A 15,342-nucleotide genomic window follows, 5' to 3' on the forward strand; every position below is an offset into this window, starting at 1 on the left:
GCCAAACCTCGGAACTTAGGAAAGGCCGCCGTTAGAAGCAGCGGACGATAAAAGCTAGGAAGCTTGAGGGCATCTCTCTTGAGAGGACAAATGGAAAGGAGTAATCATGCGATGAAGTGATCTGTTGTCTTCTCCTGTTCTACCTCAATAGCAATGACGATCACTCGAACGTTCATCGTCGACTATTTCACCGCTATTCCATACGCCTTCAATGCTCTGCAACCTGTAAGGCTGGCTCGCGTCGTAGTATTCCTTTTCAACGTCAACGCTGTTGACCATGACACCGGGCTTATCTGTCTCAAGGCGTTCGCGAATCAAGCCATCGGGGGTGATGAACATGCTGGCCCAACTGTGCTTTACACAGGAATTGTTCATAGACAGGAACATCCCATTCGTTGCAGCGCGCGCCTGGGCAGTAGGTGGCATGATCTTCGGGTGGATCGCATCGGGCTTCTGGCGAGCATTGTGAAAAGAGTGAAACATCAATCGCACACCACGTTTGCTATATTCGCGATAGAGCTCAGGGAACCGAATGTCATAGCAAATGAGTAGTCCGCAACGCACGCCACGAACCTCGAACGTTACAAAATGATCGCCAGGTGAAAAGTGGCGGAGATCACCTGACGTACAAAATCTCTTGTCGTAGCGGTCAATCACTTCGCCCTGGTCGTTAATTACATACAGTGAATTATGCGGCTTGTGACCTTCGCTCAGGCGATGCACGCTACCCAACACGACCCACACCTTAAGCTTCCTCGCCAATTCTAGAATGGATTTAAGTTCGATGGCGTGCAAATTCCAGTCGTAGTCACTCATGTCCGGTTGGTCCACGCCGGCGTAGCCTGAGAGTGCAGTTTCGGAAAAATGGATAATTTGGGCGTCTTGCTCAGCGGCCTCGCGCAGTTGTTTTCGGATCCAGGTCGCGTTTTCCGAGATATCGCTCGATACTGGGAACTGACATGTCGCTACATTCAATTGACCGGATTCACCGACGCTTGAAACATCTGTTCTTACCTCCCCCCAGACCATTCCAGGCGACCACGAGCAACCAAACAACACAAGTTGCATGGCTAGCAAGTTAATCTGGTATTGCTGACTTTGCATCAATGTCCCTTTCTTGATTTACAAACTTGAATTGTCGATCGAGCCATTGGAAGGCTTTGTCTTGCATTTCCACGTTGAAAACATGCGGCACGTCCCACAGCCGAGTCTCCAGAAGTTCCTCATGTCGTTGCGAACTCCACACGGAATGTAGCTTCCTATAAGCTTCCTCGACACTTGGCACTGGAAACAGGGAGTCTTGACGGCCATTGTAAAACAGCATCGGTTTGGGGCAGGCCAAGCTAGCGATATCCGGATAGTCTAACAGGTTCAACAATCCAGGATGCAACATCGTGTAAGCAGAGTGGCCCTTCGTCTGATTGTTGCCTGGCTGCATGAGTCCTTTGACGGTTGCCATCCAGCAAATCGCAACACCAGCGGCGATATGGTCCGACATTGCCGCCACCTGCCAGGCACGAAAGGAACCCATCGAGAGCCCGAGCGAAGCAACTCTGGCTGAATCGACCTCTGGCAGAGATGCGAGGAATTCAGCGGCGCGTAAGTCTTCGTGCGCAATCAAGCCTGCTAGCGACATGCCCATGTGCATCAAGTTACTTGCGAGCGCTTGCTGCCCTTCAAATCCTCCACCTCCCCGATCGGACCAATTGAGTGCATCAGTGGCCAGGCAAACATAACCCTGCTTGGCGAGTTCATCTCCCAGATATCGCCCGCCATAGTATTTTTCAACCCACTGCTCAGCGACACGCTGCTTCTCAGCAGAAATATCCCAAGCGTGAACAAGTTTTTCCTTGCCGATCCGGAATTCAGCACCATGATCATGCAGCAGCAACACTGCGGGAAAAGGCCCTTTTCCGTCAGGAATCAGCAAATAGGCGAGGACACGACTTTCGCCGCTCAGGTTGAATTCGATTTTTTGGGACGTGTAACCATCTTGTTTCTGGCTATCGAGCACCTTGGGATCAAAGTCAACAACTGACGGGGGGGTAAGAAATGCCTCGCGAACTCGGCGTCTCGCTTTTGTTTTCCATTCATCAAAGGTAGTCTTGGTGGCATTTTCCCAAGCAGAGGGAAACTCCAAAGAACTTTTCAAGTCCTGATAGAAGACTGGCAGTAGTTCATGAACTCCCTTTGTCTGGGTCTCAGTGGGGCTTTCCTTATCATTTGCCTGGAAATCGAACTTGGTATTCGCAGCAAGTAATTGACCCAAGGGGGTCTCCGCGCGGGGCGGTTCAAGCAATCGAACAACAGAGCGATGTGCCAGATAATATCTCAGGACTTTGGGGAAGTAGACCAGTGCTTCGGGTGAGGCAGACCCAAGTCGCAGATCGCCTTCTCGATAGTCACGCTTCGAATCGCGATCACCGGGAAATTGATAAAGATTGTAAATCTCTTTGGGATTGCCAATGGAACCGGTAGCCGTTTCCCAGCCCACGAGATTGTTTGCTATCGTGCCAGTTGCTTCCATGATCCAGACACGCTGCCTTAAAACACGCTCGATGGCGTCAAGATACTTTTCTTCAGGGCCAAGTAGCTGACAAGTTTCGACAAGTTGATTGGCATGTTCCATTGCCTGCCCCAATATTGTTCTGGATGATGCAGGATGTGGGTATCTCCATCCTCCCAGGGGGTCCTGGCTTTCGGTTAAAAAGTCGGCTATCGCTCGCACCATTTCTTGCAGGCCGGGTTCGTCGGGAAAATGCTTCGCTAGTCGCGGACACCCTGCCAACCCATAGCCAATGATATAGGGTTTTGAAAACCCAATCTTGAGCCCACGATCATCTTCGTCGATATACGGCGGGTTTTCTTCGAGGGGTTTGCCACCTTGGTCGAACAGATAATTCTGCGAGAGAAGGGGGCGAAGCTCGCGAAAAAGGCGCAAGCCATGCTCCAAGTATCGCTGCTCACCCGTTAATTCATACAGCCTGACGAAATCCGCCACGTCGCCAATATTGCGACATTCACCGTTATTTGTGTGGACCTCAGCGGTGGCATACGCCAACTGTGCGTCGAGTGCCTCGCGCATGCGGGGATCACCGGTCAGTTCATAGGCCAGCAAAAAAGAATCGTAGCCCTTCGTGCAAAAGTGATTGGATTCGTCTCCTCGCCACATGAAAGTGGTATCGTCGTCAGGTGTAGGATTGTCACCCGCTCGAAGATTGTTGTATCTTGTGCCACCGAACTTTTCAGGTCCCCACCAGATCGAGAGATCGTGAAAATTGTCGCACCAGGCTAGGGCAGTCTTCGTCAATTGGCGGTCTTGAGTCCGCATGGCCTCGAAGAATATTTCCGGTGCATGGTTCAAGCGATTCATGCCAAACATGTCCCCACGCTTAGCACCATCGGTAAATGAGGTTACATTTCCCCAATCGTTTCCAAGGGCGGCTGAACAAAGGATCGCCTGGCGATGATAATCAAGTGCCCGCGTGAGTATGGACAAACCTTTTACTTTGACAGGGGACCCCGAGTGGTAGTTCGCGTCCCAGTAGCGCGGATTGATCGACACTTGATGAGGAGAGCTTAAAAGAGAATTTGCAGGAGCAATTCCTACTGGAGAAAGAACGAATTCGGCTCGTCGCCAAGCGTACTCCTGCATCGGCACGCGCTCACCCGGAGTGGAACGCAAGTATTGAAAAGCGGCTGCACCTGAATCCAACCGTCTGCTAAAAACTGCGCCACGCTCTTTGCACGAAGCTGCCGGATGGGTAAGGCGAATTCGCCCCGGATCAATCAAGGTATCAAACGTACCCCCGGCAGCAAAGGAATGGATCAGTTTCCACAAGCGATCGTTTTTGCTGACAGAGGGGGAAACTTCTTTTACCTCGTCGGGGTCCTCCAATGGAGAGATCTCCCAACCAAATCTTGGAGCCCAGTCATTACTGTCGTCTTGACGCTGGAGATGGGCGACAGCTATGACTTGCCCGAGGTGGTTCCAGCGAAATTCAACGATTCGTTGCCAAATGCCACACTGTTGTCTCCAACGGTGCCAATTGAAATAGGCGTTCTGCTCGACGATCTCATGCTCCCAGGCCGAGATGGGTTCGGAATCTGGCCAAATGGGGTCTGCATGGAACGACTTTCCAATCAAATATTCAATGTCCCATCCACCGTGTCCGTTTAGCTTCACTTGGACTACTGGATCTAAACGTGGTAGTTGCAAATCTTTGTTCTCATCTATTCTAAATACGATTGGTGCAAGCGATTCGAACTCGCAGGAAAAAGTTACCATCGCTTGTCGCACAGTTTTTCGACCAGAAGTATCCATGTGCAAGCCCAGTGGCCTCATCGCAATGGGTATCTTCTGCGCTCCATCGTCCACAACAAGTTCAGTGTACGGCGACACATGACCCGCTTGAAAGGGAACCGACGTTCGTACCAACTGGCGACCGATTGAGGCGGGTGCAACGGAAAACTCCAGTTTAAGAGCGCTCTCCTCAACGGCAAAAGCAGCTTTGCTCAGTGAACCAATGGCGATCAGTGTGGTACCTAGTGCCATCAGAAGAACTGAGAGGTAACGATAAGATGCGGCCATCGAGTGGACTTTCCAATCAGGATAAATGCTTGCTTCGTCAGCGAGTAGTACCATAAGTGTGAACCTACAAAGAATTGATTGCAAGATTATGGCGATATCGTCAGTTGCGGCACGTGAAATTTCCTAATGCACAAATGCGATGTGCCGATTTCAGGAATCAAGATTCACGATCTTGGGCACAAACAGGGCATCACGGAGCGAATTCTGTTTGCGATCATACCAGTAATGGGGCACAATAGATCTACAATGCATTCTTGGTAGGACAAGTAGTTATATCAGGATGGATCTTGCAGATTTTAGGAGATCGCAATGGAAAAAGTTTTGTTAGTCATTGGTGATGGTGCCGAAGTGATCGATACGATGGTACCGCTTTACCGACTGGGTGAAGATTTTCAGGTCGTGAAGGCGGCTCCTGAAGTGCGCACCTACCATCTCGTGCAGCATCATCACGACCCGAGCTGGGATGTTACGATCGAAACGCCCGGTTATGAGTTGAACTCAGATATTGCGTTTCGCGATGTGGATCCAAGCGAATATCTCGCACTGGTGCTTCCCGGAGGCCGAGCGCCGGAATTCTTGCGCTACGACCAGGAGCTGTTGGGAATCACACGGCACTTCTTCGAACATGCCAAGCCGGTGGCTTCGATCTGCCATGGCATTGAAATCCTGGCGGCGGCCGACGTCATTCGTGGGCGGCAAGTAACGACGATTCCCCGCTGTCGTTTGGATGCCGAGTTCTCTGGTGCGACTTATGTCGCGGAGCCATTGGTCGTAGATGGCAATCTCTACTGCTGTCGGTACAAGCGAGAATGCTCTGGCTGGATGAAAGCCTTTGTAACGGAACTCACTTCGAGAACTCATCAGTGCACTTGAAGATGCTTCTCTTTATCGAGTCCGGTGCATCTGCAGTTTAATGGACCATCCACAGGAAGCTCACAACAAGCCCGGCAACTGCCAACCAACCGGCAAGAAAACCTGCGACAGAAGTCTTGGAGGGCATAGGAATCTCCAGTCCCCAGGCGGTACAGAGCATCTGACGATCTGCGGGTTTCACGTTATGAGGCAGAGTACACGGCTCTTCGATGACTTCACCCGGCACGATGGGAGTCCGTGTAAGGGTGTAGAAAGTATCTAGCTTTTGTGAGTCGACCGGCTTTGTAAGCAAACTGACGACAATGCATGCCACGCCTGCGGCGAGTGTATAACACAAGATTACCCAAGGCTCGTAGATTGCCGGCGGCTTGCCCTCAGTTTGCACCACCATGCGAAGCGTGTCTGCCATGGGCAACCGGCTGGCCCAACCAATAACAGCTTCTTGCGTCATGAGCCACCAGACTCCAAATCCGGCTATCGTCGTAGCCCAAGCTCCGGCCGCCGTCGCCCGTCGCCAGAATAAACCGATCCAAAAGGCAATTCCAACCATTGGAGCGATTCGAAACCAGATATTTAACGCACTAACGACATTCGGAACCCAGTAGGCAAAAAACAGCCCTCCCGCGACGACAAAAAGCGATGTTCCCCTACCGACCGTCAGATAATGTTTATCTGACTTGCCGGGAACTAGAGGCTTGTAAATGTTCTTGGTAAACAGCGCGGAGGAAGAAACCATAAAAGCATCACACGAACTCATCACTGATGCTAACAGCGAAGCAAGGAACACTCCCAGCAAACCGGGCATGATCGCGGGCAGGAACGCCCTGGCCACGTCGCCATAGACGTGATCTGGCTTTACGTCAGCAAGATCGACTCCGCGCTGGATGTACCATGCAATTGCTGCCAGGGAGGTAATACACCATGCCATTGTGCAAAACCGCTTGACGATATTTCCGACCATGAAACCAACGCGGCCGTCCATCTCGGTCCTGCCTGCCGAACAAACGCCCATGATAAAAGGCTGGCCTACGATTCCCGCTAGAGCCTGCAAGGAAAACATGATGATGAAGAACACACCGATTTCGCCTGGATTGACCAACTGCAATAGTGCAGGGTCATTGATGGTTTCTCGGACACCTGACATGCCTCCGACTTCATGAAGAACAAAGGGAAGCAACGCGAAGGAAAAAATGATCGTTAGAATGCCTTGGAAAAAATCTGTCATAATGGCCGCTGACAACCCCCCGGCCATTCCATAAAGCACAAAGAGAACAGTAATTAAAGGTATCGCCAATTCGGCTTGCAGCCCCCCAGCAGTAGAGGCTTCGATCAACTCACCAGCCCCTTTGAGCATCAAGCCGATTTTGACGGACAGACCGACGATACCCACCACAGCAAACAAGGATGCCACGCTGGAATCGTATCGAAGCTTATACACATCGGCAGTAGTAATCGCTCGTAGTCTTCTCATGATCGGAGCAAGCAACCAATAGAAGGGGGTTACAGGCAGCCAGATCCATTGCCACCAAATACCGGACAACCCGTTGCGAAAGGTTGCTGCCGCAACAATCACTGCTTGGTCCGAGGCCGTGCCCGTACCAAAGGCATTTGTGATCATCATTGCCTTACCAAAATGGCGTGGCATGAAATAATCATTCATGTTCTTGATACCGCGGGCAGTCCAGACACCCAAGATCGTAATCCCTATCAAGTAGGCAATGACAACTGCAATATCGAGGGGATGCAATCCGACCATGAATTTCCTTAAGAAGAGGGTGCACTAAGAGAACAGCGGGCGCAATACCAGACCAACCAAATTGGCTAATCCGCTACCTCGACATAGTTGGCGTATTCTTCGGCCAGGTTAGGAGACTCGCCTTCAGGCGACGCGTGGACGAATACACCATAGCGCAGGCGTAACTTTTCTCCTGGCTTAACATCCACTTGGCTCTTCTCCCCTTTGCCAAACGCCTCTCGGCCAAACGGGTTTGCCTCTAAGAGTCCATAATCGCGGGCATGAAACCAACTGGGGCGGAAATTGTCGGGATGACAAAACAAGGTCATTCCGACCTGCTGTCCATCGAGCGTGCCACTGTAGTCGCACCAATCGGCGGTGTTGCCCCAGATTTCGTCACCATTGACGTGGCCTTCGGAGTCGACCATTTTCCCGTTTCCAGGCGGTATATTCCCTGCCGCTTCCGTCTCCACACGGATTGGTGTGGCTACGCGAAAACCGATACCCATCTCTTCTTGATCGCCGAAATAAAATTCTTTGTCAGAAGAAAATGTACTGTCCCAGAGTAGTAAATAACCCTCTGGCCGAGGGATTACGGTATAAGTGCACTCCTCATCGCAAACCGCCTGGCTGGGATCATCTTGATCCAAATAGCGATTGTTGACCGTGAATGAATTCTTCTCTGGAGCTGCTTTCATGGCTATTTGCTTAACCGGCGCTGCGAGTCGCCAGTAATCGTTTCCACTAATGTCGCCAAACGACATCCACAACCCCGGATGAAAGGTGCCATGGTCCGCCCGATCCTTGCCTTCGATAGGCGGATAATTGCGCGAAATCTGCGGCGAATCCGGGGTTCGCAGATGTGCAAAATAGGGCCGCGAGATATCATCGTCTTGATAGACGTATTGAGCGACTTGCTCACCATCAATCTTGACAACTACCTTGCCGTCTTTGCTCGTGTCGAATTCAACATTCCCCTCAGAAGCCTGAGTAGTCGCATGAATTCCGCAACTAACGAGAAACGCAACATAGAATAATGGCAACAAACGTTTCAAGGACATCGTGTATTATACTCCCGTAGGTTTTGCCCAATGGCCTCCATCACGATACTGGCGTGATAGCAAACCGTTGGCTGAATTGTCATTGGTAATCTGCTCAGTTGTCGAATCGAAATCCAACGAGTGGCCCGTTCGCAAGGCAATGTTTGCCAGGTGGATCAGGGCTACACTGCGAAATCCTTCCAAGATATCGGCGCTCGGCTTGCGGCCTGAACGAATAGCATCGACAAAGTTCTCGAAATGCAACAAGGGAGGTTCTTTTTCGCCTCGTTTCTCTTCAACTACTTTGTTTTGCTCATCATAAATAAGCATTTTGCCGCGTTTGCTCAAGAACATCTTCCCAGCAGTTCCAAAATATTCGACTCCACTGTCGCAATTGAGTGGATAATTCTTCGTCCAGAGAAGCATCTCGAAAACAATCTGGCGAGGAGTGCGGCCATCTTCGCCAGCGTACTCAAAGATACAGGTTGCTGTGTCGGGAAACTGTTGGGCGTCGTCGTAAAAGTATTTACCTCCTAAGGCAACAACCTTCGAGGGCAAAGCATCGATACCCAATCCCCAGCGTGCATAGTCTATATCGTGGGCACCATCGTTTCCAATGTCTCCCGTGCCGAAGTTATACCACCAATGCCAATCACTGTGGAAGCGGTTCGTTTGAAAGGGGATCATCTCGGCGGGACCCACCCACATATCATAGTCAACCTCCGCAGGGACCGGAGTAGGCTCAGCGAACCCAATGTTATCACGATGCTGGATATTCCACGCCTTAGCAACCAAGACGTCGCCGATCACCCCTTCGTGTAGTTTCTGGATGGCCTCGATCGTAAAGGGTGTGCTCCGCTGCTGGGTGCCGTGTTGCACGACGACGTTGTTTTCTCGAGCTGCTTTCAGGAGCAATTGGGCCTCGCGGAAATTGTGGCTGCACGGTTTCTCGACATAGACATGCTTACCCGCCTCACATGCCAGAATTGCTGCCGGGGCATGCCAATGATCGGGAGTCGCAATCACTACTGCATCGATTGCCGGGTCGTCGAGGATGCGACGCAGATCGGTGACGGCATGCGCCGCGTCGACACCCGATTTTTCGGCGGCAACTGCAAGCCGACTCTTGTCGGGATCGCAAACATAGTCAGCACCCTCGAAAAACCAACGGCCACGCTGTCCACAGCCGATGAGTCCCCACCTAACTCGTTCATTGGCCCCAGCTGCCTGAAGTCGAGGAGTCAAACCGGCCACGGCAGCGCCGACGCCCATTTTTTTAAGAAAAGACCTGCGAGTAGTATTTGGCACGATTGCTCCTTCGAGATTTGGGAAAAGATGGCGGCTTGCCGGAACTCATGTGACTCGTTCCGACCTGCAATCACTCAACTCGTAATTTCTGCCTGCAGACGAACCGCCTCTTCGATCGCCTTGATGATGATACAGTTGTCACGATCACCGAATCCGAGAGCCTCGGCTTGCTCCAGCAGCTGCAAATGTAAATTCGACAAAGGGAGCGTGATTCCTGCGCGTTCAGATTCAGTCAACATCAGCCGCACATCCTTGGTATGCTGCGAGAGTTTGGCCTGGGTCGAGAAATCGCTATCGACCATCTTTTGTCCTTTTACGTCCATGACGATGGAATAGGCATTGCCATCTTTTAACACGTCCAACGCATTTTGCATGGGTACGCCGATAGCCTCTGCGAAGAGCAAGCCCTCGGCCAGTGCCACCCGATTGAGACCTAATACCAGGTTATTGACCAATTTCATTTTGGCAGCAGAACCCCACGGCCCCACAAAGTGTGACTTGCCAGCCAGACAATCGAAGAGATCGCGGCAGGCATGGTAGGCTTCTTCGGGCCCAGCAACAATTGCCAAGGCTTCCCCTTGCCGGGTTTGTTCGCTCGAGGCGGCAATCGGAGATTCAAGGTAGTGGACATCGCTTTTCGCCAGTCGCTTGCCCAATGCCAAGGTCTCAGTTGGATCGCCGGTGGTGGTGTCAATAATTATCTGTCCGGCTCGCAACCCAGGTTCCAGTTTGTCGAGCACCGCATCGACGATGTCTGAGGTATACAGACTGACTACCACTCGATCACACTCAATAAATGGATTGTCTGACCAATGGGCTCCAAGTTCGATCAGCGGAATCGCTTTCTCTTGGGTACGGTTATAGACAAACACCGGGTAGCCAGCAGCTAGCAGCCGCTCGCAGAGAGCCGTGCCGAGCAATCCTAGACCGATCACACCGACTGGCTCTAATGGGGAACCATTGCGCGAATTGACAATTCGAAGTGAATCTGCGTTTCGAGTCATGATAGGTCTTGTGGGTAGGCGTCTACGAAAAGGCAACAGACAAAAGCAGTCTCTCAGTCTAATGCAAAATACCGGCTCGATCAGCAGCCAATCCTTAAGATTCCCTGGAACGTCTGAGAATGCCAAGCGCGAACTGCCATTTCCTAATATGCAAATATGATTCATGCAGAATCAACCAAGGCGGAGAGCGTTTTCTAAATTTTTTACTTGCAATCGCTAGAGAATCGCTACAACATAGAACATAGTGAAGCTGAGTGACTCAAGTTGCATTGGCAATCGACAACTGAAACTCTTCCATGTTATCTAATTTCAAACTCTTTTAGGAAAGATCGAAACGACTGTGTGATTTTTACTGGCTTCAATCCAATCTTGATTTGAAGCAAGCTACTGTGTTGTGACTAACCCTTTTCGAAACTCTGGAGGAATGACTAATGACGAAGAAATTTTGGTTCGCACTTTTTGCGGCAGGACTGCTGGTTGCCCCTGTTGCTCGGGCAACAACGAGCATTTCTTATTTTCAGGCACAAGATCCTGCTGTGGCGACGCACATCGACAAGACGGACTACAGCGCTGCTGGCTTGAATATCGGACAAGATGGCTACCTATTCTTTAATTTTGGAGCGACAACTCCTAATACGAATAGTCCGGTCGGCCAAGACGCCGCTAATACTTTGCCATCGTGGCTTTCTGTAGACTTCGATCCTCTTAGTCCAGACTATTCATTCGGCGATGACCCTGGATTTGAAGCGTTTTCTGAAGGCGGTAATACCCCGTGGAATTTTCTGACGCTACCGGATGGTCTCAATGGCCTCTCTGGCGCGTTAGTTGACCCCAAAGCAGCGAACAACTCCAATAATGCGATTAAGAATATCGGTGTTGTGGGGAATCCCCCTCCTGCATTTTGGTTGCACGTTGTCGCAGATAACACGAATGGGCAGTACAACTCTCAGGATCGAATCCGTGCCCGCGAGGACGTAAGTGGGGCAAGTGTCAATCTACGCAATCTTACCTTCAATGGAATTGCGGATGTTTACTCTTATTACTATCAAGGAGTTGCAGCTGGAGACATAATTAAATTGCAGCTCAATTCAGGTGTTGCAGGTGTCAACGCTTCGATCGCTGGCATCATGGTTGACGCAGTCCCCGAACCATCCAGCATCGCTCTGCTTGGGTTGGCTATGGGCCTGGCTTGCCTCCGGCGGAGGTAGGCGAACGTCCCTTCGAAATTAACGAGACCTTAACAGACACCTCGGCTACGCGATGTAGTCGAGGTGTTCTTGTTTGCGCATTCGGCAAATGTTGCGTTGCCGAAAACGTATAGCGAAATAGTGGGGTTCGGAGTTTCGGCAACTGCTGGTAGTCTCTTAAGCAATCGTCGCAATAGCCGTTACGAAAACTTGACTGGCAACTTTCAAATGGTTAACTTATAAGTGGGGCGTAGATGCCCACTTATCAGTTCATAGGAGGGTCTCGGGGAAGCTTACCAATTCTTCTCTCGGCCCGCGATTGAGCCTTATCACTCTACTAAATCGGGGAGGTTGTGCCGTGGCCAGACACACAAAACGTGGATTTACGTTGGTTGAGTTGTTAGTGGTAATTGCCATCATTGGGGTCCTGGTGGCCCTTCTGCTGCCAGCGATTCAGGCGGCCCGTGAATCGGCCCGCCGGGCACAGTGCACCAATCATTTGAAGAATATCGGGTTGGCAATTCAAAACCATCACGATACCTACAAGCGGATACCCAACTCGCGGAGGCAGTTCGACTATATCACTTGGGCGGCTGAGTTGTGGCCATTCTTAGAGGCGGGGAACATCTCTCAAACTTGGAATCGAACAAAGACTTATTACCATCAGACCGATGCGGCTCGTACGGCTCAGGTGTCAGTCTATTTTTGTCCCTCTCGGCGAGCACCTCCCCAGGTAAGCATTACGGGGGACAATGATGAAGGGAACGCGGGCGGTACCAACGTCCCAGGTGGCTTAGCTGATTTTGCTTGTAACACGGGTGATACCTCTCCAGATGCCTCGGACAACGACAATACCTACGAAAGAAGTGATGGATCCTTGAAAGAACCCACAGGGCCTTTTCGCTTCTCAGGCCACGGGGGTGATGCTGAAGGAGCCAGCAAGAATGATAACAATGATGTCGATCTCAGCAAAATTAGCTTGGAATACAAGGTTACATTTGCCCAGATCACGGATGGACTTTCTAATACAGTATTTGTCGGTGAAAAACATGTCCCCACGGATGGACCCAATGGAAGTTGGTTTGGACACATAGCAGCCAAGGACAACTCAATTTACAACCCCGACTTCTGGAGCAGCATTGGTCGCAAGGGAGGGCACTTGGCTCCGATTGCCAGTCCCAATGATGGCTCGGAGGGAGGTCAAGCAATGTCAGAATGGAATAAGAATTTTGGCAGTTGGCACCCAGGCATCTGCCAGTTTGTCTTTGGTGATGGAAGCGTCCGTTCAGTCAATGTTGACATCGACCTCTATATGCTGGGTCAGATATGCAATAAGTCGGACGGAAAGATTGTGGACCTCTATGGAAAGGGAGAACCTTTTCCAGAAACACAATATTGATAGTGGTTTTGCTTATTTATCCGTAAGAGTTTGATCCTCTTACTCTGAGGTTCTTAGGAATTGGGAGAACGCAAAGTTTGTCAAAGAGGCATTGTCTGTCAACGTTTTACTTCGGAATGGTTCTTAGCGGAACTTGCTTCCTCATGAGCTGTGGAAAGTCCCATGTGGCTACTTACCCAGTCAGAGGCGATGTCGTATTCAAAGATGGATCAACCCTTGAAAGGGGAGGCCGTGTCGTATTTCAACTTGTCGGATCAGATCCGATGATTACTGCCAAAGGCTACTTTGAATCAGACGGCAAGTTTGAACTAACAACCTATTCGAAAGGCGACGGCGCTCCGGCGGGTGAATATGAGGTAATGGTCGTTCCAACGGTTCCTGATGACAAAGGAGAAATGTCTGAACGCGAATACCTGAAAGCAATGAATCCAATTGATATCCGTTTCAAGAACGCAAAGAGTTCTGGCCTCAAGTTTACCGTTTCCCCCGAGACTTCTCCTCACGAGTTTCGTATCGAAGTAACTCGCCCTAGGAAACGTTAAAGCTACTTTAGTTGTTATCAATCCCTTCGACGCTTTTCCATGATTTTGTTTTGTATCGACCTCAGCAGTACTATTCACCATAGAGGCAACATTTGAAATGACTCGGCAACAATCTTTGATTACATACGCAAGTTCGATCGCAATCTGTTTTGCATGGGCTATTCCTGGGGTTTTCGCAGGGGTTAGCTATCTCAACCCTGCAGGGGGTTGGCGATACACCTACGATGGAACTTTCAATCCAGGTGTGACAGACGGAGTAGCAGGGACCGGTGACGACAAGTTCATTGGCGATTTCGGTCCGGCTGGCTTCGGTGGAAAGGATTTTTCAACGAATCCGTCCGGGGAAGATGTGTATGGTCTCGACGGTACTTGGTATCACGATCAGGGTGACAAGTGGGACGGCACGGCTCCCGGGGATCCGCTGTCAGATCCCTCCGTCTCTGCCAGCCCGCCTGTTTCACTCACTGGCAAGCAAGGAACTTCACCCGGTGGAGCAGGATCATTTACCGAAGGCTCCACCAATTACATCCGAGTTCAAGATGCCGGTAACCCTGAACCCCATGGCTGGATTCAAGGTCTCTCGGATCCCAATTTGACCTACCCCACAGATCCTACCCCTCCCCACGAGCCGATCAACAGCAACCGCCGGGTCTATTTCGGCCACGACATGACTCAGGATTCTCAAGATCCCATGAATGAGTTGGTCTTAACCGCCACAGGAATCACTGTCTCATTCCGCATGAGGATTCCCAATAGCGGGCCACTGGATGACATCTATTTGGAGGTCGATGGCGATGATCCAGATACCGATCCCGATGTAGTACCCTGGTTTCAGGATGCTCCTAATGGGCATGGCACCCCAATGACAAATGGGAGAGGAACGCTTAATATCTCACAGAATTCCCCCACGAATGAGGATACTTCGGTGGGGTTTTCATTGGTAAACAGTACTGATATCACGACATTCTGTGGAGCAAATACTGGCTCCCTCTGCACTGGAACTGGCAGTGGCGGTTTGATCATGAATAATCTCAATGGAGACGCCCCATCCAATTTTATCGATTCCGAAAGTGGCGGCGCGCTTAATATTTTGGAAATCGATGACAATCAACTCAATGAATGGAATGAATTCTGGATCACCATGGAGAACAATGCTGGGCTCCCTGGAAACATTCAAGTCAAGGTTTACATGAATGGTTCTTTGACGCCTAGCACTTTTCAAGTGACATTGGCGGCGAATAACAACTCCGTATATGCCCAAGAAGACAATCCATTTCTTGAATTCGGAATCAGCACCAACGACGGCTTTGGTTCCCTTGACATGGATTTTCTGTCCTACCAAATCGGCGTGATTGCTCCCTTGGCTGCACCGGTCGAGAACGCAGACTTCGATGGCGACGGCGACGTTGATGGGAGAGACTTCTTGATCTGGCAGCGCGGCTATAACATTGGAACGACTGCTGCTCAAGGCGATGCTAATGGCGACAATATGGTAAACGCCGCCGATCTAGCAATCTGGAAAACCCAATACGGCACCCCACCCTTGAGCGCTACATTTGCCAGCGTACCGGAGCCTAGCGCGATGGTGCTTGTTTTCGTCTCGGCGTTCTCGTGTGCTTTCTCTCGGCGACGGCGTCCATAATTAGCGGTATTGTGGGCATTG

At 50.7% G+C, this 15,342-nt stretch carries 11 protein-coding genes; 5 read left to right on the top strand and 6 right to left on the bottom strand.

The features are described from left to right. Positions 1-144: 144 nt before the first annotated feature. Complete coding sequence (locus tag Pla144_RS12635; RefSeq protein ID WP_146451024.1) at positions 145-1,104, bottom strand: carbon-nitrogen hydrolase family protein; 960 nt, start codon at positions 1,102-1,104, stop codon at positions 145-147. After that, positions 1,079-4,645 (bottom strand): alpha/beta hydrolase family protein, encoded by a 3,567-nt coding sequence (locus Pla144_RS24605; RefSeq protein ID WP_197530642.1) that lies wholly within the window; start codon positions 4,643-4,645, stop codon positions 1,079-1,081. Before Pla144_RS24605 ends, Pla144_RS12635 begins: the two co-directional genes overlap by 26 nt. 255 nt (positions 4,646-4,900) lie before the next feature. Between Pla144_RS24605 and Pla144_RS12645 the strand changes: the two genes are divergently transcribed. Beyond that, complete coding sequence (locus tag Pla144_RS12645; RefSeq protein ID WP_146451025.1) at positions 4,901-5,464, top strand: DJ-1/PfpI family protein; 564 nt, start codon at positions 4,901-4,903, stop codon at positions 5,462-5,464. Positions 5,465-5,501: 37 nt separating this feature from the next. On the opposite strand, the gene Pla144_RS12650 is transcribed toward Pla144_RS12645, so the two are convergent. The 4 genes from Pla144_RS12650 to Pla144_RS12665 form a co-directional block, all read right to left on the bottom strand. After that, positions 5,502-7,220 carry a sodium:solute symporter family protein gene (locus Pla144_RS12650; protein WP_146451026.1) on the bottom strand — a complete coding sequence of 573 codons (1,719 nt, stop codon included), beginning with the start codon at positions 7,218-7,220 and terminating at the stop codon, positions 5,502-5,504. 65 nt (positions 7,221-7,285) lie between these two features. Next, on the bottom strand, positions 7,286-8,260 hold the full coding sequence (locus Pla144_RS12655) for a DUF6807 family protein (protein ID WP_146451027.1): 975 nt from the start codon (positions 8,258-8,260) through the stop codon (positions 7,286-7,288). A gap of 6 nt (positions 8,261-8,266) precedes the next feature. After that, on the bottom strand, positions 8,267-9,547 hold the full coding sequence (locus tag Pla144_RS12660; RefSeq protein ID WP_197530643.1) for a Gfo/Idh/MocA family protein: 1,281 nt from the start codon (positions 9,545-9,547) through the stop codon (positions 8,267-8,269). A 74-nt stretch (positions 9,548-9,621) separates the two neighbouring features. Then, positions 9,622-10,551, bottom strand: coding sequence for an NAD(P)-dependent oxidoreductase (locus tag Pla144_RS12665; RefSeq protein WP_197530644.1), 930 nt, complete (start codon positions 10,549-10,551; stop codon positions 9,622-9,624). A 431-nt stretch (positions 10,552-10,982) separates the two neighbouring features. On the opposite strand from Pla144_RS12665, the gene Pla144_RS12670 reads away from it, so the two are divergent. The 4 genes from Pla144_RS12670 to Pla144_RS12685 all read left to right on the top strand — a co-directional run bounded on the left by Pla144_RS12670 (position 10,983) and on the right by Pla144_RS12685 (position 15,321). Beyond that, positions 10,983-11,759, top strand: coding sequence for a PEP-CTERM sorting domain-containing protein (locus tag Pla144_RS12670; RefSeq protein ID WP_146451029.1), 777 nt, complete (start codon positions 10,983-10,985; stop codon positions 11,757-11,759). Positions 11,760-12,096: 337 nt separating this feature from the next. Beyond that, positions 12,097-13,137 carry a DUF1559 family PulG-like putative transporter gene (locus Pla144_RS12675; RefSeq protein ID WP_197530645.1) on the top strand — a complete coding sequence of 347 codons (1,041 nt, stop codon included), beginning with the start codon at positions 12,097-12,099 and terminating at the stop codon, positions 13,135-13,137. A 164-nt stretch (positions 13,138-13,301) separates the two neighbouring features. Continuing rightward, positions 13,302-13,679, top strand: a complete 378-nt coding sequence (locus Pla144_RS12680; protein ID WP_146451031.1) for a hypothetical protein — start codon at positions 13,302-13,304, stop codon at positions 13,677-13,679. 97 nt (positions 13,680-13,776) lie between these two features. After that, positions 13,777-15,321, top strand: a complete 1,545-nt coding sequence (locus Pla144_RS12685) for a PEP-CTERM sorting domain-containing protein (protein ID WP_146451032.1) — start codon at positions 13,777-13,779, stop codon at positions 15,319-15,321. The last annotated feature ends 21 nt before the right edge of the window (positions 15,322-15,342 follow it).

Origin of the sequence: Bythopirellula polymerisocia, from assembly GCF_007860015.1 — a bacterium.
GTDB lineage: Bacteria > Planctomycetota > Planctomycetia > Pirellulales > Lacipirellulaceae > Bythopirellula > Bythopirellula polymerisocia.

Bases quoted from the DNA above. Each gene is read 5' to 3' on its own strand.
- Pla144_RS12635 (WP_146451024.1), bottom strand. From the start codon at position 1,104: ATGCAAAGTCAGCAATACCAGATTAACTTGCTAGCCATGCAACTTGTG.
- Pla144_RS24605 (WP_197530642.1), bottom strand. From the start codon at position 4,645: ATGGTACTACTCGCTGACGAAGCAAGCATTTATCCTGATTGGAAAGTC.
- Pla144_RS12645 (WP_146451025.1), top strand. From the start codon at position 4,901: ATGGAAAAAGTTTTGTTAGTCATTGGTGATGGTGCCGAAGTGATCGAT.
- Pla144_RS12650 (WP_146451026.1), bottom strand. From the start codon at position 7,220: ATGGTCGGATTGCATCCCCTCGATATTGCAGTTGTCATTGCCTACTTG.
- Pla144_RS12655 (WP_146451027.1), bottom strand. From the start codon at position 8,260: ATGTCCTTGAAACGTTTGTTGCCATTATTCTATGTTGCGTTTCTCGTT.
- Pla144_RS12665 (WP_197530644.1), bottom strand. From the start codon at position 10,551: ATGACTCGAAACGCAGATTCACTTCGAATTGTCAATTCGCGCAATGGT.
- Pla144_RS12670 (WP_146451029.1), top strand. From the start codon at position 10,983: ATGACGAAGAAATTTTGGTTCGCACTTTTTGCGGCAGGACTGCTGGTT.
- Pla144_RS12685 (WP_146451032.1), top strand. From the start codon at position 13,777: ATGACTCGGCAACAATCTTTGATTACATACGCAAGTTCGATCGCAATC.